Raw genomic sequence first — 26,070 nt, 5'->3', positions numbered from 1 at the left:
CTGAGCGGGACTGAGGAGGTGGGCTGCCGGCGGGGCCCGCCGGCCGACGCCGTCGCGTCGGCCGGGACCGGTCGCCTCCCGGACGGGGCCGGTCGCCTCCCGGACGGGGCCGGCCGGGCGCCCGACTACCCTGGGACGCACCATGACTGAGTCCTCCTCCGGCGCCGCCCGGTCCGACGTCCGCGTCCGCTTCTGCCCCTCGCCGACCGGCACGCCCCACGTCGGGCTCGTGCGCACGGCCCTGTTCAACTGGGCGTGGGCCCGGCACACGGGCGGGACGTTCGTGTTCCGCATCGAGGACACCGACGCCGCGCGCGACAGCCAGGAGAGCTACGAGCAGCTGCTCGACACGATGCGGTGGCTCGGCATGGACTGGGACGAGGGCGTCGAGGTGGGCGGTCCGCACGGCCCCTACCGGCAGTCGGAGCGGTCGGAGATCTACGCCGACGTCGTCGCGCGCCTCACCGAGGCCGGGTACCTCTACGAGTCCTTCTCCACGCCGGAGGAGGTCGAGGCACGGCACCGCGCCGCGGGCCGCGACCCCAAGCTCGGCTACGACAACTTCGACCGCGACCTCACCGACGAGCAGCGGACCGCGCTGCGGGCGGAGGGGCGCGAGCCCACCCTGCGCATGCGCATGCCGGACACCGACGGCACCTTCACCGACCTCGTGCGCGGCGAGATCACCTTCACCGCCGGGTCCGTCCCGGACTTCGTGGTCGTCCGCGCCAACGGGCAGCCCCTGTACACGCTGGTCAACCCCGTCGACGACGCGCTCATGGGCATCACGCACGTGCTGCGCGGCGAGGACCTGCTCTCCTCGACGCCCCGCCAGCTCGCCCTGCACGCCGCGCTCGTCGAGCTCGGCATCTCCGAGCGGGTGCCGGAGTTCGGGCACCTGCCGTACGTCATGGGCGAGGGCAACAAGAAGCTGTCCAAGCGCGACCCGGAGTCGAACCTCTTCCTCCACCGCGAGCGCGGGATGATCCCCGAGGGCCTGCTCAACTACCTGGCCCTGCTCGGATGGTCCATCGCCCCGGACAACGACCTGTTCACGCGCGAGGAGATGGTCGAGGCCTTCGACATCCGCGACGTCCTGGCGAACCCCGCGCGCTTCGACAACGACAAGGCCACCGCGATCAACGCCGAGCACGTGCGACGGCTCGACGTCTCGGACCTGGCGCGTCGCCTCGTGCCGTTCCTGCACGCCGGCGGGTTCGTCGGGGCCGAGTCCTACGACGGCCTGGGGGAGCGCGAGCGCGAGGTCCTCGACGCCGCGGCACCCCTGCTCCAGACCCGCATGCAGGTCCTCGGCGAGGTCACCGACCTGGCCGGCTTCCTGTTCGTCGCACTCGAGGACCTCACCTACGACGAGAAGGCGGTCGGCAAGCTCGCCGACACCGCCCCCGACGTGCTCGCCGCCGGTCGCGCGGCCCTCGCCGCGCTCCCGACCGACGGTTTCACGACGCCGGAGATCGAGGCCGCTCTGCGGGCCGCGGTCGTCGAGGGGCTGGGGATCAAGCCCCGGCACGCGTTCGGGCCGCTGCGCGTGGCCGTGACCGGCAGGGCGATCTCCCCGCCCCTGTTCGAGTCGATGGAGATCCTCGGCCGGGACGAGACCCTCGCCCGGATCGACCAGCTCGCGGCGCGGCTGGGGGAGTAGCGGGGTCGGGCGCCCGGCGGCGGGCGCGGGCTCGGGCGCGCGAATCGTCCCGGCCACGCGCGGGGGCCGGTGGCTCCTCGGCGGCGACGGCGGAGAACCACAGGTGGCCCTGCCGCTCCGCGGGGGACCGGCGTCACGGCGGGCCCGTGAGGTCCCTCACCGCGGGCCCGATCCGGTTGGCCCGCCCGGTTCGAGAGGGTAAAGTTCAACGCCGGTACGAGGTCGTGGATGCGCGCTCGGGGAAGCCCCCGCAGCACGCGTCGGAGGACGACCGACTACCCCCTTGGGGTATGGTGTAATTGGCAACACGACTGGTTCTGGTCCAGTTATTCTAGGTTCGAGTCCTGGTACCCCAGCCATCCGGCGCCTCGGCGTCGGGGACACCGCTCACGCGGTGGTAGGCCCCCATCGTTTAGCGGCCTAGGACACCGCCCTCTCACGGCGGCGGCGCGGGTTCGAATCCCGCTGGGGGTACGCGGTGACTGACCTCACCGCCCCGTGGTTCGCTCAGCGAGTGACGACGGGGGTGCCGGTCCGGTAAAGTCTCCCGGGCGCCGCGGCGCACAGCACGACCTGACAACAGCACAACGCAGGCCCCCATCGTTTAGCGGCCTAGGACACCGCCCTCTCACGGCGGCGGCGCGGGTTCGAATCCCGCTGGGGGTACAGATCGACGGCCCCGGACCATCTGGTCCGGGGCCGTCGTCGTGCCCGGTCCCGGGCAGTCCTGCGGCCGCGCCTGCTGGGCAGGCCTGCGGCCGCGTCCGCACCGGGAGTCGCGGGCCCCCTGGGCCCGACGCCGGCCCGACCCGACCTAGTCCTCGGAGTCCTCGTCCGTGCTGCGCACGACCTCGCTCAGCCGGTTCCCCGCGGCGATGAGCGCGGGCGCGAAGTGCCGGCCGGGCTGGCGTCCCATCCGCTCGATCGGGCCGGAGACGGACACCGCGGCGACGACGCGGCCCGACGGCCCGCGCACGGGCGCCGAGACGGAGGCGACCCCCGGCTCGCGCTCGCCGACGGACTGGGCCCAGCCCCGGCGTCGGACCTGGGAGAGCATGGTCGCGGTGAAGGTGGCGCCGTGCAGCCCGCGGTGGAGCCGGTCCGGCTCCTCCCAGGCCAGCAGCGTCTGCGCGGCCGAGCCGGCGAGCATCGACAGCGTCGCGCCGACCGGGATCGAGTCCCGCAGGCCCACCGGGCGGTCGGCGGCGGCCACGCAGATGCGCTGCTCGCCCTGGCGGCGGAACAGCTGCGCGGACTCGCTGGTGTGGTCGCGCAGGGCGAGCAGCACCGGCCCGGCGGCGGCGAGGAGGCGGTCCTCGCCGGCGGCGGACGCGAGCTCCCCGAGGCGCGGGCCGAGGACGAACCGGCCCTGCATGTCCCGCGAGACGAGCCGGTGGTGCTCGAGCGCCACGGCGAGGCGATGGGCCGTCGGCCGGGCGAGGTGCGTGGCCGAGACGAGCTGGGCGAGGGTGGCCGGCCCCGACTCGAGTGCCGCAAGAACAGCCGCGGCCTTGTCAAGGACGCCGACTCCGCTAGAGTTGTCCATGGATCAAGACTACTATCTCAGACCCTGAGATGCACGCGCTTCCCCGTGAGACGCGGGACGGACCGGACGAAGGAGCAATCGATGAGCGGGACGCTCGCCGAGAAGGTATGGCAGGAGCACGTGGTGGCGCGTGGTGACGACGGCGCCCCCGACCTTCTCTACATCGACCTGCACCTCGTGCACGAGGTGACCAGCCCGCAGGCGTTCGAGGGCCTGCGGCTCGCCGGTCGCCAGGTGCGCAGGCCGGACCTGACGATCGCCACCGAGGACCACAACACGCCCACGGTGAACATCGACCTGCCGATCGCCGACCGCACCTCGCGCAAGCAGATCGACACGCTGCGGGCGAACGCCGAGGAGTTCGGGGTCCGCATCCACTCGCTGGGGGATGCCGAGCAGGGGATCGTGCACGTCGTCGGCCCCCAGCTGGGCCTGACGATGCCCGGCATGACCGTGGTCTGCGGCGACTCGCACACCTCGACGCACGGTGCCTTCGGCGCCCTCGCGTTCGGCATCGGCACCTCCGAGGTCGAGCACGTCCTCGCCACCCAGACCCTGCCGCTGGCGCCGTTCAAGACGATGGCGATCAACGTCGAGGGCGAGCTGCGCCCCGGCACGACGTCGAAGGACATCATCCTGGCCGTCATCGCCAAGATCGGCACCGGTGGCGGGCAGGGGTACGTCCTGGAATACCGCGGCGAGGCCATCCGCTCCCTGTCGATGGAGGCGCGGATGACGATCTGCAACATGTCCATCGAGGCCGGCGCCCGCGCGGGCATGATCGCGCCCGACGAGACCACCTTCGAGTACGTCAAGGGCCGCCCGCACGCGCCCCAGGGCGCGGACTGGGACGCGGCGGTCGAGCACTGGCGCACCCTGCGCACCGACGACGACGCTGTGTTCGACGCCGAGGTCACGCTCGACGCGGACGACCTGGAGCCGTTCGTCACGTGGGGCACCAACCCGGGCCAGGGCCTGCCGATCTCCGGCGCCGTCCCGGACCCCACGGACATCGCCGACGAGAACTCCCGCAAGGCCGCCGAGCGCGCCCTGGAGTACATGGCGCTGACCCCCGGCACGCCGCTGCGGGACATCGCCGTCGACACGGTGTTCATCGGCTCGTGCACCAACGGGCGGATCGAGGACCTGCGGTCCGTCGTCGAGGTGATCAAGGGCCGGAAGAAGGCCGAGGACGTCCGCGTGCTCGTGGTCCCGGGCTCGGCCCGGGTGCGGCTGCAGGCCGAGGCGGAGGGCCTGGACGAGGTCTTCGCCGAGTTCGGCGCCGAGTGGCGCAACGCGGGCTGCTCGATGTGCCTGGGCATGAACCCCGACCAGCTGGCGCCGGGGGAGCGGGCGGCGTCGACGTCGAACCGCAACTTCGAGGGACGCCAGGGCAAGGGCGGCCGCACGCACCTGGTCTCGCCGCTCGTGGCCGCCGCCACGGCGATCCGCGGCACCCTGTCCACGCCGGCCGACCTGGAGCCGGTCGGCGCCCCCGAGCCCGTCGCGGCCGGGGTCTGAGGAGGAGCACGCCATGGAGAAGTTCACCACCCACACCGGCGTCGGCGTCCCGCTGCGGCGCAGCAACGTCGACACCGACCAGATCATCCCGGCCGTCTACCTCAAGCGCGTGACCCGCACGGGCTTCGAGGACGCCCTGTTCGCCGCCTGGCGCGGCGACCCGGACTTCGTCCTCAACCAGCCGGCCTACGCGGGCGCCTCGGTGCTCCTGGCCGGCCCGGACTTCGGCACCGGCTCCTCGCGCGAGCACGCCGTGTGGGCACTGAAGGACTACGGGTTCCGGGTCGTCCTGTCGACGAAGTTCGCCGACATCTTCCGCGGCAACTCCGGCAAGCAGGGGCTCGTCGCCGGTCAGCTGTCCGAGGAGGACGCCGAGCTGCTGTTCAAGGTCCTCGAGGGCGACCCCGGCACCGCCGTGACCGTGGACCTCGAGGCGCGGATCGTCACCGCCGGCGATGTCACGGTGCCGTTCCAGATCGACGACTACACGCGCTGGCGCCTGATGGAGGGCCTGGACGACATCGGCCTCACCCTCCAGAAGGAGGACAGCATCACCGCCTACGAGCAGACCCGCGCCGACTGGCGCCCGAAGACGCTCCCGGCGCGCACCCTCGGCCCGGGCGAGGTCACGCTGGCCCGCCCGGTGGGCGAGGAGGCCGCGCTCGGCTGAGTGCGGGGGCCGTGCAGAACGGCAGGTCGCGTGCGGCGCGGCGACGCACGGGGCGCGCCGACAGCACGGCGCGCCGACAGCACGGCGCGCCGACCGAGCGCGATCCCCGGTCGTCGATGAACCCGGCGTGAGAGGTCTCTCCCGCTGACGCACCGGTGAGCACGCTCACCGCGCCCGGCGGCGCCCGGACGTATCCTGAACGCCGTCACGCACCGCCTGGTGCGCGGCCACGGCCCCGGGGAACCGACGGGGTGACCTGAGTCCGGGGTCCGCCGGGCGGCAAACGAGCGGAGGCTCGATGAGCGACGTGCTCACGAAGAACGACGTCCTGACGATCGAGGGCGGACGCCCGCTGACCGGGGAGATCACCGTCCGGGGCGCGAAGAACTTCGTCTCCAAGGCGATGGTGGCGGCCCTGCTGGGCGAGTCGCCGTCGGAGCTGCACAACGTCCCCGACATCCGGGACGTCGAGGTCGTCTCCGGCCTGTTGAGCATCCACGGGGTGGGCATCCAGCACGACCACGAGGCCGGCGTCCTGCACATGGACCCGAGCAACGTGGAGTCCGCCCACGTCGCCGACATCGACGCGCACGCCGGCTCCTCACGCATCCCGATCCTCTTCTGCGGCCCGCTCCTGCACCGCCTCGGGGAGGCGTTCATCCCCGACCTGGGCGGCTGCCGCATCGGCGACCGCCCGATCAACTACCACCTCGACATCCTGCGGGAGTTCGGGGCCGTGGTGGACAAGCAGCCCTCCGGCATCGCGCTCACCGCGCCGCGCGGGCTCCGCGGCTCGGTCATCGACCTGCCCTACCCGTCGGTCGGGGCCACGGAGCAGACGCTGCTCACGGCGGTGCGCGCCGAGGGGCGCACCGAGCTGCGCGGCGCCGCGACCGAGCCCGAGATCATGGACCTCATCGCCGTCCTGCAGAAGATGGGCGCGATCATCTCGGTCGACACCGACCGCACGATCCGCATCGAGGGCGTCGACCGGCTCGAGGGCTTTAGGCACCACGGCATCTCCGACCGCATCGAGGCCGCCTCCTGGGCATCCGCCGCGCTCGCGACCGGTGGCGACATCGTCGTCAAGGGCGCGACCCAGCCCGAGATGATGACGTTCCTCAACACCTTCCGGAAGGTCGGCGGGGCGTTCGACGTGCGCCAGGACGGCATCCGCTTCTGGCACCCCGGCGGAGCCCTCAACCCCATCGTCCTCGAGACGGCCGTGCACCCCGGCTTCATGACGGACTGGCAGCAGCCCCTCGTCGTCGCACTCACCCAGGCCGAGGGCCTGTCGATCGTCCACGAGACCGTCTACGAGAACCGCTTCGGCTTCACCGAGGCGCTGCGCGGGATGGGCGCCGAGATCCAGGTCTACCGCGACTGCCTCGGCGGCTCGCAGTGCCGGTTCGGCCAGCGCAACTTCTACCACTCCGCCGTGGTCTCGGGCCGCACGCCCCTGAAGGCGGCGGAGATCATCGTGCCGGACCTGCGCGGCGGCTTCTCCCACCTCATCGCGGCGCTCGCGGCCGAGGGATCCTCCCGGGTCCGCGGCATCGACCTCATCAACCGCGGCTACGAGCACTTCCTCGACAAGCTCACCGCGCTCGGTGCCGCCGCCCGCATGACCGACTGACGACGCGGCCGGGGAGCCCGCGCGCCCGGTACCCACCTCCGGCGAGGTCGTGCCTCACGTGGCGAGGTCGTGCTTCCGACGCACCACCTCGACGCTCCAGGCACGACCTCGGTGGTGGCCAGATCCTGCCCGACGCCGGTGCGCACCTTCGCGCACCGGCGTCGGTCGCGTCCGACGGCGAACCGCACGCCCGGCCGCGAACCGCACGCCCGGCCGCGAACCGCACGTCCGACGGCGATGACAAACCTCATGCCCCGGCCGTGACGGCAGCAGGTGAACCGGTGCGCGTACGCACGTGAGGGGGCGCTGATCGGGCGGCATCGTTGATGCCATGACACCGACGACCTCCTCCACCGCACCCGACCGTCACTCCGCCGCGCCCGCGACCGACGCCGTCATCGAGGCGGTCGGCCTGCGCCGTTCCTACGGCAGCCGTTCCGAGCGCTTCGAGGCGGTGCGCGGCATCGACCTCACCGTCCACCGCGGCGAGCTCTTCGCCCTGCTCGGCACCAACGGCGCCGGCAAGACCTCCACGCTCGAGGTCCTCGAGGGCCTCGGTCGGGCCAGCGCCGGCACCGTCCGCGTGCTCGACGGCGACCCCGTCGCGGACCGCGCGCGCATCCGTCCCCGCACGGGTGTCCTCCTCCAGGAGGGCGGGTTCGTCTCCGAGCTCACGGTGGCCGACACCGCGCGCTCCTGGCACGGCACGCTGCCGAGCTCCATCGGGCCGGAGGCCGCCCTGTCGATGGTCGAGCTCGACCACCGCGCCGACGTGCGCGTCCCGTCCCTGTCCGGCGGCGAGCGCCGCCGGCTCGACCTCGCGCTCGCCCTCATGGGTGACCCGGAGCTGCTGTTCCTCGACGAGCCCACCGCCGGCCTCGACCCGCAGTCTCGCGCGGTCCTGTGGGACATCGTGCGCGCCCGGCTGGCGAGCGGGACGACCGTGGTCCTCACCACCCACTACCTCGAGGAGGCCGAGTCGCTCGCCGACCGGATCGCCATCATGCACGGCGGCGAGATCGTGCGCGAGGGCACGCTCGCGCAGATCGTCGCCGACGAGCCGGAGCGGATCTCCTTCACCACGGCGGGGACCGAGGACCTGCCGGTGGCGGGCCTGCCGCACCTGCTGGCCCGGCCGAGCACCGCGGCCGGACGCACCGTCCTCGAGACGCACGACCTCCAGGCCACGCTCACCGCGCTGCTGACCGCGGCGGCGCAGGCCGGGGTCCGGATCGACAACCTCGACGCCCGGCACGCGTCGCTCGAGCAGGTCTTCCTCGCGATCGCCGGCTCCGAGCTCGACCAGGCGGCCGCCGCGTGAGCGGGCGGCCCACCACCGACCGTCACCACATCGCTGAGGAGCACCCCATGACCACGCAGCAGACCACCACGACCGCCCCCGACGTGGCAGGCCGGCCCCCGGCGGCCGGCTCGACCCAGCGGCGCGAGCTGCCGCCCGCCACCCCGCGGCGCAGCGGGCCGCTCGGCCGGATCGCCTCCCTCGCGGCCGCCGAGCTCAAGGTCCTCGGCCGCAACTCCGTGGCCGCGTTCTACGCCGTCCTCATGGCGCCGGCGATGGTCCTGCTGATGACGACGCTCCCGATCTGGGAGGACATCGCCGGGACCGCGGGCCCCGCGATGTCTGTGCGCGTGCTGGGGATGCTCGTCGTGTTCGGCATCGTCATGGCGATCTACTACAACCTCACGACGGCGGCGGTCGCCCGGCGCGAGTCCCTCGCCCTCAAGCGGCAGGTCTCCGGCACGGCACGCCCCTGGGAGGTCCTGACCGCGCTCGCCGTCCCGAACGTCGCGGTCTTCCTCGCACAGGTCGTCGTCGTCCTCGGCGTGGTGATCTGGCGGATGGAGATGCCGGCGATGACGAACCCGCTGATCGCCGTGGTCGGGATCCTGCTCGGCGCCGTCGTCTTCGCCCTGCTGTCCTACGTCACGACGATCGTCACCCGCACCGCCGAGTCGGCGCAGCTGACGACGATGCCGATGATGCTGGTCGGTCTCGTGATCTCCGGTGCCCTCGTCCCGATGTCCGTGCTGCCCGACCGGGCCCAGACCGTCCTCGAGCTCCTCCCGGTGCTGCCGGTCACCGAGCTCGTGTCGATCGGGTTCGGCGGTACGACCCTCGCCGGCCAGGACCTGTCCCTCGCGCAGACCTTCGCCGAGGCCGGGCGGCCCGTCGCGGTCCTCGCCGTGTGGGCCGTGGTGCTCGCGGCGGTCGTCTCGCGGAGGATGCCGTTCGAGCCGCGCCGCTGACCCGGCGCCGCCGGCACCGCGCCGCTGACCCGGTGCGGCCGGCATCGCGCAGCAGCCGGCACCACGCCGGCCCCCGGGCCGGGCCCGCCGCCGACGGTGGCGGGCCCGGCCTGGAAGACTGACCGCCTCGGGAGGAAGGACGACGATGAGGGTGCTGGATCGCTGGCGGAGCTCGACCGACGCCGCCCGGTTCGAGGCGTACACGTGGTGGTCGATCGCGGTCCTGCTGTGGATCGTCCCGTTCTTCGCCCTGGGGGTCGCGGGCGCGTCCACCGCGGACCTCGCCGTCGCAGACTCCGACGCACGCCTCCCGCTCACCCGGACCTGGACCGTCGTCGTCGTCGTGGGGGCGGCCGCCCTGCAGACCTGGTCGGCCACCCGCACGGCGCGGGAGTCCTGGTCCGTCCGTCTCGGACGCGGCACGCCGAGGCCGTCCACGCTCGTCCTCCTGCTCGCCTCGACCGTCCTCCTGGTCGCCGTCTCCGCGCTCGTCGTGCCGAGCTCGGACTCGTGGGTCAGCAGCGCGGAGTTCCTCGCCCTGGTGGCGATCACCGCGGGGGTGGCCGCGTACGGCGCGCGCTGGACCTTCCGGAAGCTCGTGATCGCCGTGGTCCCGGCCGCGATCGTCAGCGCCCTCACCAACCTGCTCATGAGAGAGATGGGCGTGCGGGACCTGCTCGTCATGGCGGTAGCCGACGGCCTCGTGATCCTCGGGTTCGGCGCCTCGGTCTGGCTGTCGGCCTGGATGGTCGAGGTCGTCCGCAGGCTCGAGCAGGCCCGGCACGTCGAGGGGCGCCTCGCGGTCGCCGAGGAGCGCCTGCGGTTCTCCCGCGACCTGCACGACACGGTGGGCCGGTCCCTGTCCGCCATCGCCGTGAAGTCCGAGCTCGCCGCCGAGCTCGCCCGGCGGGGGAGGAGCGAGGCGCCCGAGGAGATGACGAGCGTGCGGGACCTCGCCCACGAGGCGCTCGCCGAGGTCCGGTCCGTCGCCGCCGGCTACCGCACGGTGAGCCTGACCGACGAGCTCGAGGGGGCCCGCTCGCTGCTGCGCTCCACCGGCGCGGTGACGACGATGACCGGCGACGCCGACGGCGTGGGTCCCCTCGCGCAGGACGTGCTCGCCTGGGTGGTCCGCGAGGGCGTGACCAACGTCGTCCGGCACTCCTCGGCCCGCGCGGTCGGGCTCACCCTTGTCCGTGAGGAGGACGACGCGGTCCTCACGCTCGTCAACGACGGCGCCACCCCGGCGCCGGGCGCGCAGGACGCCGGGCTCGAGAACGGCGAGGCCTCCGACGACGACGATGCCGCCGTCGTTCGCGGCAACGGCCTCGCGGGCCTGGCCGAGCGCCTCGGGCGGATCGGCGGCACCCTGCGCACCGAGCGCTCGGGGCGCCGGTTCGTCCTCGTCGCGCGCGTGCCGGCCGATGCCACCGGAGGTGGTTCCTCGACCGCCGGGAGCGCGCCGTCGCCCACCGAGGCGACCGTGCCTGCGGAGACGACGGGCGGCCCCGCCGAGGCGGCCGCGCCTGCAGCGTCCTCGTCCGTGGGGACGGCGTCGTCCCCCGCTACCCCGTCGTCCCCGAACGCCGCGGAGGTGGCGCGATGATCCGGCTCCTGCTCGCCGACGACGAGACCCTCATCCGGGACGCCCTGGCCTCGCTGCTGCGCCTCGAGGACGACCTCGAGGTGGTCGCCGTCGCCGCCTCGGGCACGGAGGCACTCGACGCCGCCCGCAAGCACGAGCCCGACGTCGCCGTCCTCGACCTGCAGATGCCCGGCCTCGACGGCATCGCGGCATCCGAACAGATCCAGGCGGCCGTGCCCGGCTGCCGGTCGATCATCGTCACCAGCCACGGACGGCCCGGCTACCTCAAGCGCGCGCTGTCCGCCGGCGTCGCCGGGTTCCTGCCGAAGACCGTGTCCTCGACCGTGCTCAGCCAGGTCGTGCGGCAGGTCCACGGCGGGGGCCGCTACGTCGACCCCCAGCTGGCCGCCGAGGCCATCGGCGCGGGCGACTCACCGCTCACGCCCCGGGAGGCCGACGTCCTCGAGCTCGCCGAACAGGGGGCGCCCGTCGAGGAGATCGCCGAACGGGCGCACCTCTCGGCCGGCACGGTGCGCAACTACCTCTCCTCGGCGACCAGCAAGCTCGGTGCGGCCAACCGGCACGAGGCGGCGCACCGCGCCCGCGAGCACGGCTGGATCTGATCCGCGCCGCGTAGCATCGCCCGGTGCCCCGACCCGTCCCGCCCGCGCTCGGCGCGATCGCGGCGCTCCTCCTGCCGCCGCTGCGCACGCTGGTCGGCCGCCGCTGGTCCGGCACCCGGAACCTCCCGCGATCCGGCGGTTTCGTCGTCGCCGCCAACCACGTCTCCAACCTCGACCCGGTGCTGGTGGGCGACCTCCTCCTCACGCACGGTGCGCCGCCCGCGATCCTCGCCAAGTCCGAGCTGTTCGCCCGACCGGTGCTCGCGGCGATCCTGCGGGCCGCGGGCCAGGTGGAGGTGCGCCGTGACTCGGCCGACGCCGCGCGGGCCCTCGACGACGCACGGGCCGCGCTGAGGTCCGGCCGGTGCGTCCTGGTGTTCCCCGAGGGGTCCTTCACGCGGGACCCCGACCTGTGGCCGATGACCGGACGCACCGGGGCTGCCCGACTGGCGCTGGAGGCCGGCGTCCCCCTCGTGCCGGTCGTCACCTGGGGCGGCCAGCGTGTCCTGCCCCCGTTCACCTCGCGCTTCCGGCCCTGGCCCCGGGTGACGGCCGAGGTCGTCGTCGGGCGGCCGATGACCCGCGAGGACCTCCTGCCCGACGCTCCTGCGGCCCCGGAGGCGGCACCGGGTGCGGGGCCCACACCGGGGGCGACGCCGGGTGCGGACCTGACCGCGGACGAGCTCGCCGGGGCGACGGCACGGATCATGGACCGGCTCGCCGCGATGCTCGGGGTCGTGCGCGGCGAGACGCCGCCGCTCCGCCTGTGGGACACCCGCGTCGACGGCGACCCCCACCCCCGGCGGCGGCGCGGACGCTGAGGCGACCGCTCGTTCCCGCCCTCGACGTCCCGGCGGAGCGGGGGGCGACGCCCCGACATGCCGACCGGCCGGACCCGTCCTCGGGTCCGGCCGGTGGGGTTCGGGGTGGTCAGCCGGCGATCTCGATGTCGATGACCAGTCGCAGCGGGTCCGGCAGGACGAACACGCGGTACGGGCGGGCCGAGTCCACGCCGAGCACCACCTGGATCTGCCCCTCGAAGGGGGAGGACACGTACGCCTCGGTCACACCGGTGCCGGTGACCGGGATCACGCCGTCGACGAACTCCTCACCCTCCTCCGGGTACCGGAAGCCGGTGACCGACACGTGGAGGAACGCGTTGCCCTCGATGTCGATCGGCGCGCCGGAGCCGTCCTGGACCGGGTCGCCCGTGTAGTCCGCGTACCAGCCGGGGTTGCCGCCCTCGCCCTCGAGGTCCACGACCACACGGTCGTAGTACGGGTGGATGGCGGATCGGACGTCCACCGCCAGCAGCGGGCCGCCGGCCAGGTCGCCGGCGCCCTCGTCGGAGCTGCCGGGGGAGATCCACTGCGCGTCGGTGCCGCCGGGCTCCTGCTCGTCGCTCGCGCCCTCGTCCGGCGCCTGGGCACCGTCCTCGGACCCCGCCTCACCGTTCCCGGTGCTCGTCTCGGGTGGTTCGTCGCCACCGGTGGCCGCCTCGTCGTCGGTGGTCGAGGACTCCTCGTCCGCCCCACCGGGGGCCTCCTCGGTGGTGTCGGTGCCGGCCGTGGGCGCCTGCTGGGAGGGGGTGTCGACGTTCGCGCTGTCGTCCGTGCCCTGGTCGTCCTCGGACGAGCAGGCGACGAGTGTGGCGAGGAGGGCGGCGGTGGCGGCAGCGGCTGCCGCGCGACGTGCGCGCACGTGTTCTCCTTCGTTCTCGGGAGGGGGGCGGTCGGGGGCCCGCCGGGTCGGCATCGATCCTGCCCCACGTCAGGCGCTCGTCCGTCACGGCGTGGTCACAGGACAGACGCGATCGGGCGGCCGTTAGGCTTCGGGCGATGACTATCGAGAGCCGGGCCACAGACCGCAGGATCCGCGTCGCGCTGGTGTTCGGCGGGCGCAGCGGCGAGCACGAGATCAGCTGCGCGACGGCCGCCGGTGTGATGCGTGCGCTCGACCCGGATCGTTACGAGATCGTGCCCGTCGGTATCACCCGCGAGGGCCGCTGGGTGCTGGGACCGGCGGACCCGGCGGCGCTCGAGCTCGCCGCGCACGGGGCTGTGACCGAGGGCGCGGACGTCCTGCTCCGGCTCGACGGCGGTCGTGAGCTCGTCGTCGCCGACCAGCCGGACGCGGTCGCCGCCGCGCAGGGAGGCGTGCCGGGTGGTGACGACGCCCCCGTGGCGGTGGACGGCCTGCGCGCGCTCGGTGGCGTCGACGTCGTCCTGCCTCTCCTGCACGGTCCGTTCGGCGAGGACGGGACCCTCCAGGGGCTGCTCGAGATGGCGGACCTGCCCTACGTCGGCTCCGGGGTCCTCGCCTCGGCGGCAGGGATGGACAAGGACGCGATGAAGGCCATGCTGGCTGCGAGCGGACTCCCGGTCGGCCCGTACGTGTCGGTGCCTGCGCGTCGGTGGGAGACCGAGCAGGAGGCGGTCCGCGCGGAGATCGCGGACCTCGGGCTCCCGCTCTTCGTCAAGCCGGCCCGCGCCGGCTCCTCGATCGGCATCAGCAAGGTCGAGAACCTCGCGGACCTCGACGCCGCGATGGCCGAGGCCCGGCGGCACGACCCGAAGGTCGTCGTCGAGGCCGGCGTCCCGGGGCGCGAGATCGAGTGCGGCGTCCTCGGCGGGCACGGCACCGACGCGCCCCGGCCCTCCCTGCTCGGCGAGATCGTCCTGTCCGAGGCGCCCGCGGGCTTCTACGACTACGACGCGAAGTACGTCGACACGGACGGCCTGGAGATGTCGGTCCCCGCCGACCTGCCGGGCACCGTGGCCGACCGCGTCCGTGAGCTCGCGGTCCGGGCCTTCGAGGCGCTCGGCTGCGAGGGGCTCGCCCGCGTGGACTTCTTCGTCGACGGCGAGACGATCGTCGTCAACGAGATCAACACGATGCCGGGCTTCACGCCGTTCTCCATGTTCCCGGTCGTGTGGGAGGCCACGGGCCTGCCCTACGCGGAGCTCCTCGACGAGCTCATCGCTCTCGCGCTCGAGCGGCCCGTCGGTCTGCGCTGACACGTGCGCGCGGCGCGCGCGGGCGGGTCACCGGCCGTCGTCGGTGCCCGTCTCGTCGATGCCCGCGTCGTCGGTGGCCGTGTCGCCGGTGCCCGTCTCGCCGGACCGGGCACCCGCGGAGCCCGCCTCGGCGGACTCGACCTCGGCCGCGCCCACGCAGCTCGCCACGTGCTCCGTGGCCTCGACCGCGCCGTCGAGGTCGACGAGGACCGCGGAGGCCTGGTCGGACAGCTCCGCCGGAACCACCACCTCGATCGCGGGCCGGCGACCGTAGGACACCCAGCTCGACTCCACGCCCTCCGGCGCACCGTCCTCGAGGACCGCCCCGGCGTCGGTGTGGATCCAGTCGTGCACCCGGCCGTCCGGCAGTTCGATCGACAGGCACTCGGCCGTGGTCGGCGGCGGTGGTTCTACCCCGCAGCGCAGCGTGATCGCGGGCTCCCCCCACGCCGTGGAGGCCTGGGAGTCGGTGGACCGGCGCTCGCCGTCGGCCAGCACGTCGGGGGTGGCCTGGAGGACGTCGCCGCAGTCCGGTGCGGCGGCCGACGGCGCCGGCTCCAGGGAGACGGGCGTGCCGCACGCGCCGAGGAGAAGTGCGGTCGCGGTGGCCGTCAGGGCGAGCGGGCGACAGCGAGGCATGCCCGAAGGGTACGTCCCGCCCTGGGTAGCGTGGCCGGGTGACCACCGATCCCGCGAGCCCCGGGCCACACGTCGACACCGACGCCACCAGCGCCGACGACCCGGGCGGGCACGCCACCACCGTGCGCGACGTCGGGGAGGACGGGGTGCTCGCCGTCCTGCTCCCCGAGCTCCCGGTCGGGGACCGCACGCTCGTCGGCCCGGGCGACGACTGCGCCGTCGTCGCCTCCAGCGACCCCCGGCTCGTGGTCAGCGCCGACATGCTCCTCGAGGGCCACCACTTCCGCACCGACTGGGGCACGGGCATCGACGTCGGGCGGCGGGCCGCCGCGCAGAACCTCGCCGACGTCGCGGCCATGGGCGCCGACCCGCTCGCCCTCGTGGTCTCGCTGGGGCTGCCGGGGGACACGCCGCTGGCCCGGGTGCGCGACCTCGCGCGCGGGCTGGCCCTGGCCTGCGGACCGATCGGCGTCGGCGTCGTCGGCGGGGACCTCACCGCCTCCGAGCGGCTCGTGATCTCGGTGGCGGTGCACGGCGACCTGCGCGGCGGCGAGCCCGTGCTGCGCAGCGGCGCCCGACCCGGCGACGTCCTCGCGCACGCCGGCGTCCTCGGCCGGGCCGCCGCCGGCTACGCGCTGCTGTCCGCCGGTCGGACCGGTGGCGACGGTACCGACGCGCTCGTGGCGGCCTTCCTCAGCCCCGATCCGCCGATCGCCCTCGGTCCCGTGGCCCGTGAGGCCGGCGCCACCGCCATGATCGACGTCTCCGACGGCCTGCTGCGGGACGCCGGCCGGATCGCCCGGGCCTCCGGCGTCGTCGTCGACGTCGACTCCCGTGCGGCCGGCGAGGCGGACCTCGACGCGCTCGGCCCCGTGGCGGCCGAGCTGGGCAACGACCCCATGGAGTGGGTGCTGCGCGGCGGCGAGGACCACGGGCTGCTCGCCACCTTCCCGGCCGGCGCGCCCCTGCCCGAGGGCTTTCGGGCCATCGGGCGGGTGCGCGCGCTCGACGACGTGAGCGGGATCGAGGCGCCGACGCCGACCGTGGACGGCCTCGGCGCGTCCGTGCTCCTCGACTCCGGGCCCGTGGGCGGGATCGGCGGCTGGGACCACTTCGTGTAGCCGCGGGTCCCGCGCGCCGGGGGAACGACGAAGGACCCCGCCCGACGGGCGAGGTCCTTCGCGGCGGGGCCGGCTGCGCGCCGGCGCGGGGGTCAGCTCTTGACGTAGCGCGTGACCTTGTCGGCCTTGAGGCACGACGTGCACACGTTCATGCGCTTGGGCGCACCGTCGATGTTGGCGCGGATGCGCTGGATGTTCGGGTTCCAGCGGCGCGACGTGCGCACGTGCGAGTGCGACACGGTCTTGCCGAAGCTGGGGTGCTTGCCACAGATGTCGCAGGTCGCAGCCACGGTGGATCTCCTGAGCTCGTACGGGACGGCCGCGACGGGAGCCGCGGGCCGATGGTCGGCACGCCCATACGACGGCCGAGGGCCGGACGGGCAACCGGGACAGCGTACCCGAGTGGCTACCGCGGCCCCAAGGGGCGGCGGCGCCCGGTCGCGTGCGTTGAGACACAGACCTCGCCACGTCGCCGGACCCGGACACGCAGGTCCCGGGGCAGGCAGGCGCTGTGGAGGAGCAGGTCCGGGCGGAGGTGGGGACACGCAGGTCGCGGCGTCGGTGGCCGGACGTAGCCTGGCCCCGTGACCAGTGCTGCGGACGAGCGGGGCGGCCCGGACCCGGCCGGCCTCGAGGCCCCCGTCGGCCGACTCGTGCGCAAGGCCGCCGCGGACAAGTTCGCCCGGCTCGGCGTGCGCACGCAGCGCGACCTCCTGCGCCACTACCCCTTCCGCTGGGTCGCGCCCGGCCGGCTCTCCTCGCTGGCCGACCTGCACCCCGGTGAGCAGGTGACGGTCGTCGCCGAGGTGGTCGGCGCGGAGACCCGGGTCTCGCGCGCGGGCGGGCGCGGGGGCTCCCGCCTGGTCGTGACGATCACGGACGGCTCGGCGTTCCTCACGCTCGTGTTCTTCGGCTCGAGCCCCCGTTCATTCGGGATGCACACGCGACGGCTCCGCGCGGGAGTGCGCGGCCAGTTCACCGGCGAGGTGTCGGTGTTCCGCGACGAGCTCCAGCTCACCCACCCCGACTACCAGACCTTCGAGCCCGACGCCGAGGGCGCGGCCGCCGAGGCGCTCGCCGCCGAGGAGGCCCTGCGCCCCACGCCGATCTACCCGGCCACGCGCGGTCTGCCCTCGTGGGTCGTCGCCGGCACCGTGCGCTCGGTCCTCGACCCCCTGCGCCCGGGCGACCTGCCGGAGCCGCTGCCCGAGGCCTACCGAGCCGAGCACGGGTTGCTCGGCTCGCTCGCGGCGCTACGCGCGATCCACCACCCGACCGACGAGCGGGAGGTCGCCGCCGGCGCGCGCACCCTCCGCCACGAGGAGGCGTTCCTCGTCCAGACGGCGCTCGCCCGGCGCCGGGCCGTGGCCGCCGGGGACGGGGCCGAGCCCAACGCGCCGGTCGACGACGGCCTGCTCGCCGCCTTCGACCGCTCCCTGCCGTTCACGCTCACCAGCGGTCAGGACGAGGTCGGCGCCGCGGTCGCCGAGGACCTGGCCGGCACCTCGCCGATGCAGCGACTCCTGCACGGCGAGGTCGGATCGGGCAAGACCGTGGTCGCCGCCCGTGCCATGCTCCAGGTCGTCGACGCCGGGGGGCAGGCGGCGCTGCTCGCCCCCACCGAGGTCCTCGCCCAGCAGCACCACCGCGCGCTCACCGAGCTCCTGGGGCCGCTCGCGCGGGCCGGCCGGCTGGACGCCCCCGACGGGCCGGCCACCCGGGTCGGCCTGCTCACCGGCTCCCAGCCCGCGGCCGTGCGGCGCGACGAGCTCGCCCGGCTGGCCTCGGGCGAGACCGGCGTCGTCGTCGGGACGCACGCGCTGCTCACGGACACGGTGCAGATCCCGTTCCTGCGCCTCGTCGTCGTCGACGAGCAGCACAAGTTCGGGGTCGAGCAGCGCGACGCCCTGCGCACGCGCGGCGAGGCCGTGCCCCACCAGCTGATCATGACGGCGACGCCGATCCCACGGACCGTGGCGATGACCGTCTTCGGTGACCTGGAGACCTCGGTCCTGGGGGAGCTGCCCGCGGGGCGCTCGCCGATCGCCACCACGCTCGTCCCGGCGGCCAACGAGAGGTGGATGGCACGCGTGTGGGAGCGCGTGCGCGAGGAGATCGACGCCGGGGGGCGGGCCTACGTCGTCGTGCCCCGGATCGATGCCGGTGACGACGACGAGCCCGCCCAAGGGGCATCCGGCGCAGCGCCCGACGACGCACCCCGCCCGCTCCCGTCCGCGTCGGTCGAGGAGACCTCGGCGCGACTGGCCGCGGAGCAGGCGCTGGACGGCGTGCGGGTCGGTGTCCTGCACGGGCGGATGGCCGCCGAGGACAAGGAGGCCGCGATGGCCGACTTCGCCTCCGGGGCGACGCCGGTGCTCGTGGCGACGACCGTCGTCGAGGTCGGTGTGGACGTGAGCGAGGCGAGCATCATCGTGGTCCTCGACGCCGACCGGTTCGGCCTGTCCCAGCTGCACCAGCTGCGCGGACGGGTGGGCCGCGGCTCGCGGCCCAGCCTCTGCCTCGTCGTCAGCGCCGCGGAGCCCGGGACGCCCGCGTGGGAGCGCCTCGAGGTGTTCGCGTCGACGTCGGACGGCTTCGCGCTCGCCGAGGCCGACCTGTCGATGCGCCGCGAGGGTGACGTCCTCGGCACCGCCCAGTCCGGGCGCACGAGCGGGCTGCGGCTCCTTCGCCTCGCACGCGACGCCGACGTCATCGCCGCCGCGCGGTCCGCGGCGCGCGAGCTCGTGGCGGACGACCCGGACCTCGAGCGCCATCCCGGTCTCAGGGACGCGATCGCGATCGAGCTGGCCGACGGCGAGGACGAGTACCTCGACAAGACGTGAGCAGTCGTGGGCTCCGTGCTCAACGCCATTGCCTTAGCGTTGAGCACAGCGGCGTCGCGCCTGCGCGCGCTCGCCGGGAACGGTGCGGCCCGCAGCGTGGTCCGGTCGGTGAGGCAGCGGGGTAGGTGCCCGGTCAGCGGCCACGGGGGGGCTGACTCGCCGCATACCTCACTGACTCGGCGACGGCGCTCCGCGGGGTCACCGCACCGCACCGCACGGGGCAGAACCGCGCTCACTCGTCACCGTTGGGACGGGCAGCTAGTGCTCGTACGGGGGTGGCGGGGAGGTCACCACCGCCGCCACGAGGAGCGAGACGGCGAGCGCGACCGCGGTGAGGAGGCCGAGCGGCGTGCCCGCCCAGATCGCGAGCCCCACCGCGACGGAGGCGACGACGGCGACGTCCGGTCCGGTGAGGAGCAGCATGATCGACCCGACCGGGACGGGCCCCATGGGGGAGGGGGCCACCGGGCCGGTGCCGGTGTCGTCCTTGCGGTAGGCCCAGCGCAGTGCGGCGCCCGCCCAACCGAGCGCTGCGGCGGCGAGGACCGGGACCCACATCAGGACGTCGAGGACCGGCCCGCGGCCGCCGCCCGCGTGCGTACCGACCACCACGGCGGCCCCGACGACGAACGGCGCGAGCGCCACCCACGACCACACGAGGCGGGTCACCCGGTGCGCGCGGGCACTCATCGGCAGGTGCGCGTCGAGCCCCTCGTGGGTGCGGGCGATGCGGGCGCCGGTCGCGCTCGCGCACGCCGAGACGTAGCCGAGCGCCCCGACGGCGACCGGCAGGACCCAGCCCGGCGCCGCGCGGACGTCGGCGACGAGCGCGAGCGCGAGCACGGCGAGCAGGGGCCGGAGCGCAAGGGAGGGGCGCCGCAGGGTGGCGACAGCGTCGGCCGCGACGAGCGCCGCCGGCGCTCGGACCGCGCGAGGCAGGCGGGCGAGCAGCCCCCATCCGGCCCGGCGACGCACGACCGTGGCGCCCTCTCCGACGGCCAGGGCGCCGAGCGTGCGGGTGTCGAGGGTGGTGAGCGCGAACCCCGCGGATCCTGCGACCCCTCCGCCGCGGGCGAGCTCGGCGTCGGGGATCCGGGCGACGCTGCTCCGCGCGAGCACGCCGGCCACCACGGCCGCCGCGAGACCGAGGCCGGCGACGGCGAGCAGCACGGGCACCGGCGGCAGGGCCGGGACGTCAGGCGCCGCCACGAGCACCACGAGCGCACCCGCGACGACGACGAGAAGAGCCCCGCCCGTGGCGACCTCGACCGCCCGGCCCGTGGCCCGGCGTCGGAAGCGAGACTCCGGTGCGGACGCGTGACCGCCACTCGGACCGCCGTCGGCCTCGCCTGCGGTGTCGGCGTGCGCGGCGGGCCCCCGGGCCTGGGCCGGGACGAGGGCGAGGCAGGCCGCTCCGGTGAGCGCGGCGGCGAGCGCGGCGGCGGAGGCGACCGGCCCGGCGGCGACGTCCTGCCCGCCGAGGGCAGCCGCCGCGACGGCACCCAGCCCACCGCCGACGACCGCCCCCAGGGCGGGCCAGCGCCACGCCGCCGGACCGATGAGCGAGAGCCGGTCCACCGGGAGCGGCAGCCACCACCGCACCCGCTCGCGGTCGAGCCCCACCGGGCCCAGGCGGCGCGAGAAGCGGACCACCGAGAGCAGGGCGGCCGCCAGCGCGAGCAGCCACACCCAACCGGCGTCGATCCGCCCGGCGCCGCCTCCCGCGCCCGCCGAGAGCGCCCCGGCGTCCCGGGCCGCGTAGAGCGCGGAGGCCAGGGCAATCACCGCTGCCAGGACGCCCATGTAGACGTCCGCCAGGGTGTCGGCGAGCGTCGTCGACGCCCCCAGGGAGCGCCGCCGGTCCGTCCAGCGCCGCACGGCACGGCCCGCAGGCGCGGGGCCCGACGCGGGGAGGCAGGGCGCCGGGTGGCCGGCCCCGGGAGCGGGCGTCGTCACAGGCCGGCCACGACGTCGGCGCCGTCCTCCGCGTCGGTGAGCCGCACGCCGTCGTCGGACAGCACGAGCACCGAGGTGGCGGCGAGCTGCACGGTGGCCGGGTCGTGGGAGGCGAAGAGCACCGTCCGCCCGGCCTCGCGCTCGTCGGCGAGCCGGTCCGCCACCCGGTGCCGGGCCGCGGTGTCGAGCCGGGACTCGGGCTCGTCGAGGACGAGGAGCTCGCGCGGCCGGGCGAACGCCGCCGCGAGCAGCAGGCGGCGGCGCTGCCCGGAGGACAGCGCGGCCGGCACGGCCCGGGAGCGCTCGGCGAGCCCGAACTCCGCCAGCAGCTCGGCCGTCAGCGTCCCGGGGTCCGAGACCCCGTGCCCGAGCGCGGTGAGCTCGAGGTGCTCGGCGGCGGACAGGCCGGGGAAGAACACCTCGTCCCCCAGGTCGTGGGAGACGGCCGCCCGCTGGCGGGCCGAGCGGGGGTCCGGCAGCCCGTCGTCGATCCGGGCCTCGCCGCCGAGGGCAGGCAGCATGCCGAGCACCGTACGCAGGACGGTCGACTTCCCCGTGCCGTTGACGCCGACCACCGCGAGCGCCTCGCCCGGTCCCACCGAGAACGACACGGGCGGACAGACCGGGAACGCGTAGCCGACCTCCAGGTCCGTGGCCTCCAGTCGCATCCGTGCAGGTTACGGCGTGCGGGCATCTCCGCGGGTGTGCGGTCACGCAGGTGCGTGGGCCCGCGGGTGTGGCGACCGTCGGCCGGACGGCACCGTCGTCGGACGTAGGGTGCTGACGTGACTCGGATCGTGGCGGGCAGCGTCGGCGGACGCACGCTCAAGGTCCCCCGTTCGGGCACCCGCCCCACGTCGGAACGGGTCCGCGAGGCCCTCTTCTCCTCCCTGGGCTCGATGGGCGCGCTCGAGGACGCCGTCGTGCTCGACCTGTACGCCGGCTCCGGCGCGCTCGGGCTCGAGGCCGCCTCCCGCGGCGCCCATGGCGTCACCCTGGTCGAGCGTGCGGCACCGGCCGCCGCCGTGATCCGGGACAACGTCCGCACCCTCGGGTTCGCCGGCGTCACCGTCGTCACGGCCGACGTCGCCGCCTTCGCCGCCGCTCCGGCCCGCGCGTCCGCCGACCTCGCGTTCCTCGACCCGCCCTACGACCTGGCGGCGGCCGACCTCGACGCCGTCCTCGCCGACCTGACCACCCACGGCCACCTCGCGGACGGGGCGATCGTCGTCGTCGAACGGGACCGGCGGGCGCCGGAGCCGACCTGGCCGGCCGGGCTCGCCGCCCTGCGCACCCGCCGCTACGGCGACACCACCGTGCACCTCGCCGTCCACGAGCCTGCGGCGGCTACCGTGGACGCACCATGAGTCTTGCCGTCTGCCCCGGATCCTTCGACCCGGTCACCCTCGGTCACGTCGACGTCGTCCGGCGGGCCCGAGCGATGTTCGACCACGTCGTCGTCGCCGTCGCGACGAACGCCACCAAGCGCTACCTGTTCACCGACGCCGAGCGCGTCGACCTCGCGCGCAGCGCGGTCGCCGACCTCGACGGCGTGCGGGTCGAGCTCGTGCCCGGGCTGCTCGCGCAGTACTGCGCGGACGTCGGCGCGAGCGCCATCGTCAAGGGCCTGCGCGGCGCCGCCGACGTCGACGCCGAGCAGGCGATGGCCCTGATGAACCGGCACCTGACCGGCGTGGAGACCGTGTTCGTCATGGGCGACCCGCGGCTCGGCCACGTCGCCTCCTCGATGGTCAAGGACGTCGCCCGCAACGGCGGCGCCGTCGACGACCTCGTACCGGCCGACGTCGCCGCCGCGCTGCCCCACGCACTTCGCCGATCCGCCGGTGGTCCCGGCGCGCGGCCGGTCCCCGCCTCCGGCGGCTCCGGTCCCGACGCCGCGCCGCCCCGACACCCAGGAGTCCAGGTATGACCTCCGAGCCCATCGACGCCACGCACGACGCCGGAGAGTCGCTCCTTGCGATCCTCGACGAGCTGCGCCGGATGGTCACCCAGGCGCGGTCGATGCCGATGTCCTCCTCCGCGATCGTCAACCGGGCCGAGGTCCTCGACCTCATCGCGTCGGCCAGGTCCGTGGTCCCGGAGTCGATCGCCGCGGCGGACACGATCGTCGCGGACGCCGACGCCGTCCTCGAGCGCGCCCGCACACAGGCCGAGGAGATCGTCGCCGAGGGCGAGCAGCAGGCCGCGCGCCTCGTCCAGGACGAGCCCGTCCTCGCGCAGGCGAACGAGCAGGCCCGGCGCATCGTCGCCGAGGCCGAGCAGCAGGCCGCCCGCCGGGCCGCGGACGCCGACTCCTACGCCGCCGAGCACCTGAGCCGGTTCGAGAAGGAGCTCGACCAGCTCACCCAGCAGGTGCGCGCGGGCCGCCAGTACCTCGCCGGCGGCGCCGGCCTGCGCCAGGAGTCGCGTGGGCCGGGGGACGCCGAGCGCACCGCCGAGCAGGGTGAGCGTCGCGAGCACCGGCCCGAGCACGGACGGCCGGAGAGCCGATGAACGCGCCGCTGACGATCTCGGTCCGCGACCTCGCGCGGCGCCCGGGGTCCGTGCGTCAGCTCGAGCTGACCGCGCCCGCCCCGGAGGAGATGGGCACCGCCGTCCTGCAGGTCGCGCCCGGCTCCGACCTCGACCTCGACCTCACCCTGTCGGCGGTGTCCGACGGGATCCTCGTCACCGGCCCCGTGCGTGCGCGCCTGACGGGTCAGTGCGCGCGGTGCCTGGACCCGATCTCGCCCGAGATCGAGGTCGAGCTCACCGAGCTCTTCTACCACCCGGACGTCCGCGCCCGTCTCGTCGAGGACGGCGACGAGGACGCGGAGGACTACCCGGTGGTCACCGGCGACGACCTCGACCTCGAGGCCGCCGTGCGTGACGCCGTCGTGCTCGATCTGCCGTTCACGCCGCTGTGCCGGCCCGACTGCCAGGGTCTGTGCTCCGTGTGCGGCATCCGGCTCGACGACGCCGAGCCCGGCCACGCGCACGAGGATCTGGACCCGCGCTGGGCGGCGCTCGCCGCGTTCTCGAGCGAGGGCACCGAGGGCGGGGCCGACGGTGGGTCCGACGCCGACGACGGGACCGCCGGAGAGGCGACGTCCGACGCCGAGGGTGGGGCACACGGCGCTGGGTCCGACGCCGACGCCCCCGACCGGCGAGGCAGCGAGTGACCCGGAGCAGGTCCAGGCGCTCCCCCGACGAGGGCCCGGCCCGCCGCTCCGACGTCGAGCGACTGACCGAGGCCCTCGGCGTCGAGATCGATCCGGAGCTCCTCGTCCTCGCCCTCACGCACCGCTCGTTCGCGCACGAGGCAGGCGGTCTGCCGACGAACGAGCGCCTCGAGTTCCTCGGCGACTCCGTCCTCGGCGTCGTCGTCACCGAGCACCTGTACCGCGGCCACCCGGACGTGCCCGAGGGGGACCTGGCCCGCATGCGTGCGGCCAGCGTGTCCCAGAAGGCGCTCGCCGTCGTCGCCCGGGACCTCGGCCTGGGGGACTACGTCCTGCTCGGCCGGGGCGAGCGGACCTCCGGCGGGCGGGAGAAGGACTCGATCCTGTCCGACGCCGTCGAGGCGCTCATCGGCGCGGTCTACCTCGGGCACGGTCTCGAGCGCACGCGCGAGGTCGTCACCCGGCTCGTCGGCCCGATCCTCGACCGCGCGAGCTCGCTGGGTGCCGCCCTGGACTGGAAGTCCTCCCTGCAGGAGGCCGCGGCCGCCGCCGGCCTGCCGGCCCCGACCTACGAGCTGAGTCACGTGGGTCCCGACCACGCTCGGGTCTTCACCGCCGTGGTCACCTTCGACGGCGCGGTCGCCGGCACCGGTGGGGGAGCGTCGAAGAAGGTCGCCGAGGCCGAGGCCGCCGAGGCCGCCTACGGCTGGGTGACCGCACGGGGCGCCGGGTCGACCGGCGGAGAGGATGCCGGATCGCACGACGACGGCGGACCGCTCGACGACGCCGAGACGACCCGCGACGCCGGACCCCACGATGCCGGAACCCCGTCGGACGACGCGCCCGAGGAGCCGACCGCGTAGTGCCTGAGCTGCCCGAGGTCGAGGTCGTGCGTGCGGGCCTGGTCCCCGCGCTCGTCGGACGGGAGATCGCCGACGTCGAGGTCCGCCACCCGCGTGCCGTGCGGAACACCGCCGGCGGGTCCGCCGCGTTCGCGGCCCTGCGGGGCCGGGAGGTCGTCGGCGTCGTCCGCCGTGGCAAGTACCTGTGGCTGTTGCTCGACGACGGCAAGGACGCCCTGCTCGCCCACCTCGGGATGTCGGGCCAGATGCTCGTCCAGCGGCCCGGGACCTCCCTGGAGCCCGGCCCCCACGTGCGGGCCCGGCTCGTCGCCGACGACGGCGGCGAGGTGTGGTTCGTCGACCAGCGCACCTTCGGCTACGTCGACCTCACCCCGACCGTGGCGACCCCGGACGGCGGCCCCGGTGGGCGAGGCTCCCCGGCGCGCGTGCTGCCCCGGCCGGTCGCCCACGTGGCCCGCGACCTGCTCGACCCCGACCTGGACATGGCAAGCCTCGTGGCGCGTACCCGGCGGCGCCGCACCGAGGTCAAGCGGGCGCTGCTGGACCAGACGCTGGTCTCCGGCGTCGGGAACATCTACGCGGACGAGGCCCTGTGGCGCGCCCGGCTGCACGGGACGCGGGCCACCGACGCCCTGCCGCCCGCCCGGCTGCGTGAGCTGTACACGGCGGCCGGCGACGTCATGGCCGAGGCGCTCGCCCAGGGCGGCACGAGCTTCGACGCGCTCTACGTCAACGTCGCCGGCACGCCCGGCTACTTCGCGCGGTCGCTGCACGCGTACGGCCGAGCGGGGGAGCCGTGCGACCGGTGCGGCACCCTGCTGCGAATCGAGCCGTTCATGAACCGGCGCTCCGTCTCGTGCCCCAGGTGCCAGCGGCGGGCGCCGCAACGATCGGGCTGACGACGAGCACGTTCGCGCCGGCTGAGGTCGCGCTCGAG

The 26,070-nt window shown here is 75.0% G+C and carries 24 protein-coding genes and 3 tRNA genes; 21 read left to right on the top strand and 6 right to left on the bottom strand.

Annotated elements, in window-relative coordinates; genetic code table 11:
* Positions 1 to 142 precede the first annotated feature (142 nt).
* From gltX to ACPYO4_RS06650, 4 genes are all read left to right on the top strand, one after another.
* A complete protein-coding gene (gltX, locus tag ACPYO4_RS06665) occupies positions 143 to 1,663 on the top strand; it encodes a glutamate--tRNA ligase (RefSeq protein ID WP_425708433.1) in 1,521 nt (506 codons plus the stop codon).
* Between the two features lie 284 nt (positions 1,664 to 1,947).
* Positions 1,948 to 2,022: transfer RNA gene (locus tag ACPYO4_RS06660), tRNA-Gln, on the top strand.
* Between the two features lie 42 nt (positions 2,023 to 2,064).
* Positions 2,065 to 2,137: transfer RNA gene (locus ACPYO4_RS06655), tRNA-Glu, on the top strand.
* 119 nt (positions 2,138 to 2,256) lie between these two features.
* Positions 2,257 to 2,329, top strand: a tRNA-Glu gene (locus ACPYO4_RS06650).
* A 148-nt stretch (positions 2,330 to 2,477) separates the two neighbouring features.
* Here the strand turns inward: ACPYO4_RS06650 and ACPYO4_RS06645 are convergent.
* A complete protein-coding gene (locus ACPYO4_RS06645) occupies positions 2,478 to 3,209 on the bottom strand; it encodes an IclR family transcriptional regulator (RefSeq protein WP_425708432.1) in 732 nt (243 codons plus the stop codon).
* A gap of 81 nt (positions 3,210 to 3,290) precedes the next feature.
* On the opposite strand from ACPYO4_RS06645, the gene leuC reads away from it, so the two are divergent.
* The 8 genes from leuC (at position 3,291) to ACPYO4_RS06605 (ending at position 12,333) form a co-directional block, all read left to right on the top strand.
* Positions 3,291 to 4,730: a 3-isopropylmalate dehydratase large subunit gene (gene leuC, locus ACPYO4_RS06640; protein ID WP_425708431.1), complete on the top strand. Its 1,440-nt coding sequence runs from the start codon at positions 3,291 to 3,293 to the stop codon at positions 4,728 to 4,730.
* A gap of 13 nt (positions 4,731 to 4,743) precedes the next feature.
* Positions 4,744 to 5,400 carry a 3-isopropylmalate dehydratase small subunit gene (gene leuD / locus ACPYO4_RS06635; RefSeq protein ID WP_425708430.1) on the top strand — a complete coding sequence of 219 codons (657 nt, stop codon included), beginning with the start codon at positions 4,744 to 4,746 and terminating at the stop codon, positions 5,398 to 5,400.
* Between the two features lie 298 nt (positions 5,401 to 5,698).
* Positions 5,699 to 7,036 (top strand): UDP-N-acetylglucosamine 1-carboxyvinyltransferase, encoded by a 1,338-nt coding sequence (gene murA, locus ACPYO4_RS06630; RefSeq protein WP_425708429.1) that lies wholly within the window; start codon positions 5,699 to 5,701, stop codon positions 7,034 to 7,036.
* A 331-nt stretch (positions 7,037 to 7,367) separates the two neighbouring features.
* Complete coding sequence (locus ACPYO4_RS06625; protein ID WP_425708428.1) at positions 7,368 to 8,357, top strand: ABC transporter ATP-binding protein; 990 nt, start codon at positions 7,368 to 7,370, stop codon at positions 8,355 to 8,357.
* Between the two features lie 47 nt (positions 8,358 to 8,404).
* A complete protein-coding gene (locus ACPYO4_RS06620; protein ID WP_425708427.1) occupies positions 8,405 to 9,304 on the top strand; it encodes an ABC transporter permease in 900 nt (299 codons plus the stop codon).
* Between the two features lie 145 nt (positions 9,305 to 9,449).
* Positions 9,450 to 10,910 carry a sensor histidine kinase gene (locus tag ACPYO4_RS06615; RefSeq protein ID WP_425708426.1) on the top strand — a complete coding sequence of 487 codons (1,461 nt, stop codon included), beginning with the start codon at positions 9,450 to 9,452 and terminating at the stop codon, positions 10,908 to 10,910.
* The gene (locus ACPYO4_RS06610) at positions 10,907 to 11,512 is read left to right on the top strand and encodes a response regulator transcription factor (protein ID WP_425708425.1); all 606 of its coding nucleotides are present in this window, start codon (positions 10,907 to 10,909) and stop codon (positions 11,510 to 11,512) included. Before ACPYO4_RS06615 ends, ACPYO4_RS06610 begins: the two co-directional genes overlap by 4 nt.
* A gap of 23 nt (positions 11,513 to 11,535) precedes the next feature.
* Positions 11,536 to 12,333 (top strand): lysophospholipid acyltransferase family protein, encoded by a 798-nt coding sequence (locus tag ACPYO4_RS06605; protein WP_425708424.1) that lies wholly within the window; start codon positions 11,536 to 11,538, stop codon positions 12,331 to 12,333.
* A 109-nt stretch (positions 12,334 to 12,442) separates the two neighbouring features.
* Here the strand turns inward: ACPYO4_RS06605 and ACPYO4_RS06600 are convergent, their stop codons facing one another.
* Positions 12,443 to 13,213 (bottom strand): AMIN-like domain-containing (lipo)protein, encoded by a 771-nt coding sequence (locus ACPYO4_RS06600; RefSeq protein WP_425708423.1) that lies wholly within the window; start codon positions 13,211 to 13,213, stop codon positions 12,443 to 12,445.
* A gap of 137 nt (positions 13,214 to 13,350) precedes the next feature.
* Here ACPYO4_RS06600 and ACPYO4_RS06595 point away from each other — a divergent pair, with 137 nt between their 5' ends.
* Positions 13,351 to 14,529 (top strand): D-alanine--D-alanine ligase family protein, encoded by a 1,179-nt coding sequence (locus tag ACPYO4_RS06595; RefSeq protein ID WP_425708422.1) that lies wholly within the window; start codon positions 13,351 to 13,353, stop codon positions 14,527 to 14,529.
* A gap of 27 nt (positions 14,530 to 14,556) precedes the next feature.
* Here the strand turns inward: ACPYO4_RS06595 and ACPYO4_RS06590 are convergent, their stop codons facing one another.
* Positions 14,557 to 15,168 carry a DUF3515 family protein gene (locus ACPYO4_RS06590; RefSeq protein WP_425708421.1) on the bottom strand — a complete coding sequence of 204 codons (612 nt, stop codon included), beginning with the start codon at positions 15,166 to 15,168 and terminating at the stop codon, positions 14,557 to 14,559.
* 38 nt (positions 15,169 to 15,206) lie between these two features.
* Between ACPYO4_RS06590 and ACPYO4_RS06585 the strand changes: the two genes are divergently transcribed.
* Positions 15,207 to 16,289: a thiamine-phosphate kinase gene (locus tag ACPYO4_RS06585; RefSeq protein WP_425708420.1), complete on the top strand. Its 1,083-nt coding sequence runs from the start codon at positions 15,207 to 15,209 to the stop codon at positions 16,287 to 16,289.
* Between the two features lie 92 nt (positions 16,290 to 16,381).
* On the opposite strand, the gene rpmB is transcribed toward ACPYO4_RS06585, so the two are convergent.
* On the bottom strand, positions 16,382 to 16,579 hold the full coding sequence (gene rpmB / locus ACPYO4_RS06580) for a 50S ribosomal protein L28 (protein ID WP_425708419.1): 198 nt from the start codon (positions 16,577 to 16,579) through the stop codon (positions 16,382 to 16,384).
* A 294-nt stretch (positions 16,580 to 16,873) separates the two neighbouring features.
* Between rpmB and ACPYO4_RS06575 the strand changes: the two genes are divergently transcribed.
* Positions 16,874 to 19,132 carry an ATP-dependent DNA helicase RecG gene (locus ACPYO4_RS06575; RefSeq protein ID WP_425708418.1) on the top strand — a complete coding sequence of 753 codons (2,259 nt, stop codon included), beginning with the start codon at positions 16,874 to 16,876 and terminating at the stop codon, positions 19,130 to 19,132.
* A 258-nt stretch (positions 19,133 to 19,390) separates the two neighbouring features.
* Here ACPYO4_RS06575 and ACPYO4_RS06570 read toward each other — a convergent pair whose 3' ends face one another.
* Together ACPYO4_RS06570 and ACPYO4_RS06565 are read right to left on the bottom strand one after the other, a co-directional pair.
* Entirely contained in the window at positions 19,391 to 21,010 is a 1,620-nt protein-coding gene (locus ACPYO4_RS06570) for a DUF6297 family protein (protein WP_425708417.1), read from the bottom strand.
* A gap of 74 nt (positions 21,011 to 21,084) precedes the next feature.
* On the bottom strand, positions 21,085 to 21,756 hold the full coding sequence (locus tag ACPYO4_RS06565; RefSeq protein ID WP_425708416.1) for an ABC transporter ATP-binding protein: 672 nt from the start codon (positions 21,754 to 21,756) through the stop codon (positions 21,085 to 21,087).
* Positions 21,757 to 21,873: 117 nt separating this feature from the next.
* On the opposite strand from ACPYO4_RS06565, the gene rsmD reads away from it, so the two are divergent.
* Genes rsmD through mutM form a run of 6 tightly spaced genes read left to right on the top strand, consistent with a single transcriptional unit; the run spans position 21,874 to position 26,032 of the window.
* Positions 21,874 to 22,455 carry a 16S rRNA (guanine(966)-N(2))-methyltransferase RsmD gene (gene rsmD, locus ACPYO4_RS06560; RefSeq protein WP_425708415.1) on the top strand — a complete coding sequence of 194 codons (582 nt, stop codon included), beginning with the start codon at positions 21,874 to 21,876 and terminating at the stop codon, positions 22,453 to 22,455.
* Positions 22,452 to 23,018, top strand: a complete 567-nt coding sequence (gene coaD / locus ACPYO4_RS06555; protein ID WP_425708414.1) for a pantetheine-phosphate adenylyltransferase — start codon at positions 22,452 to 22,454, stop codon at positions 23,016 to 23,018. Before rsmD ends, coaD begins: the two co-directional genes overlap by 4 nt.
* Positions 23,015 to 23,602, top strand: coding sequence for a hypothetical protein (locus ACPYO4_RS06550; protein WP_425708413.1), 588 nt, complete (start codon positions 23,015 to 23,017; stop codon positions 23,600 to 23,602). The genes coaD and ACPYO4_RS06550 overlap by 4 nt, the downstream gene beginning before the upstream one ends.
* Positions 23,599 to 24,270 (top strand): YceD family protein, encoded by a 672-nt coding sequence (locus ACPYO4_RS06545; protein ID WP_425708412.1) that lies wholly within the window; start codon positions 23,599 to 23,601, stop codon positions 24,268 to 24,270. Before ACPYO4_RS06550 ends, ACPYO4_RS06545 begins: the two co-directional genes overlap by 4 nt.
* Entirely contained in the window at positions 24,267 to 25,133 is an 867-nt protein-coding gene (gene rnc, locus ACPYO4_RS06540) for a ribonuclease III (RefSeq protein ID WP_425708411.1), read from the top strand. Before ACPYO4_RS06545 ends, rnc begins: the two co-directional genes overlap by 4 nt.
* Complete coding sequence (gene mutM / locus ACPYO4_RS06535) at positions 25,133 to 26,032, top strand: bifunctional DNA-formamidopyrimidine glycosylase/DNA-(apurinic or apyrimidinic site) lyase (protein ID WP_425708410.1); 900 nt, start codon at positions 25,133 to 25,135, stop codon at positions 26,030 to 26,032. The genes rnc and mutM overlap by 1 nt, the downstream gene beginning before the upstream one ends.
* Positions 26,033 to 26,070 lie beyond the last annotated feature (38 nt).

It is taken from the genome of Georgenia sp. Z1491, from assembly GCF_049856175.1.
Classification (GTDB): Bacteria; Actinomycetota; Actinomycetes; order Actinomycetales; family Actinomycetaceae; genus JB111.
Note: the sequence above shows the minus strand (reverse complement) of the source record. Positions and strands in the feature narration are given on the sequence as shown.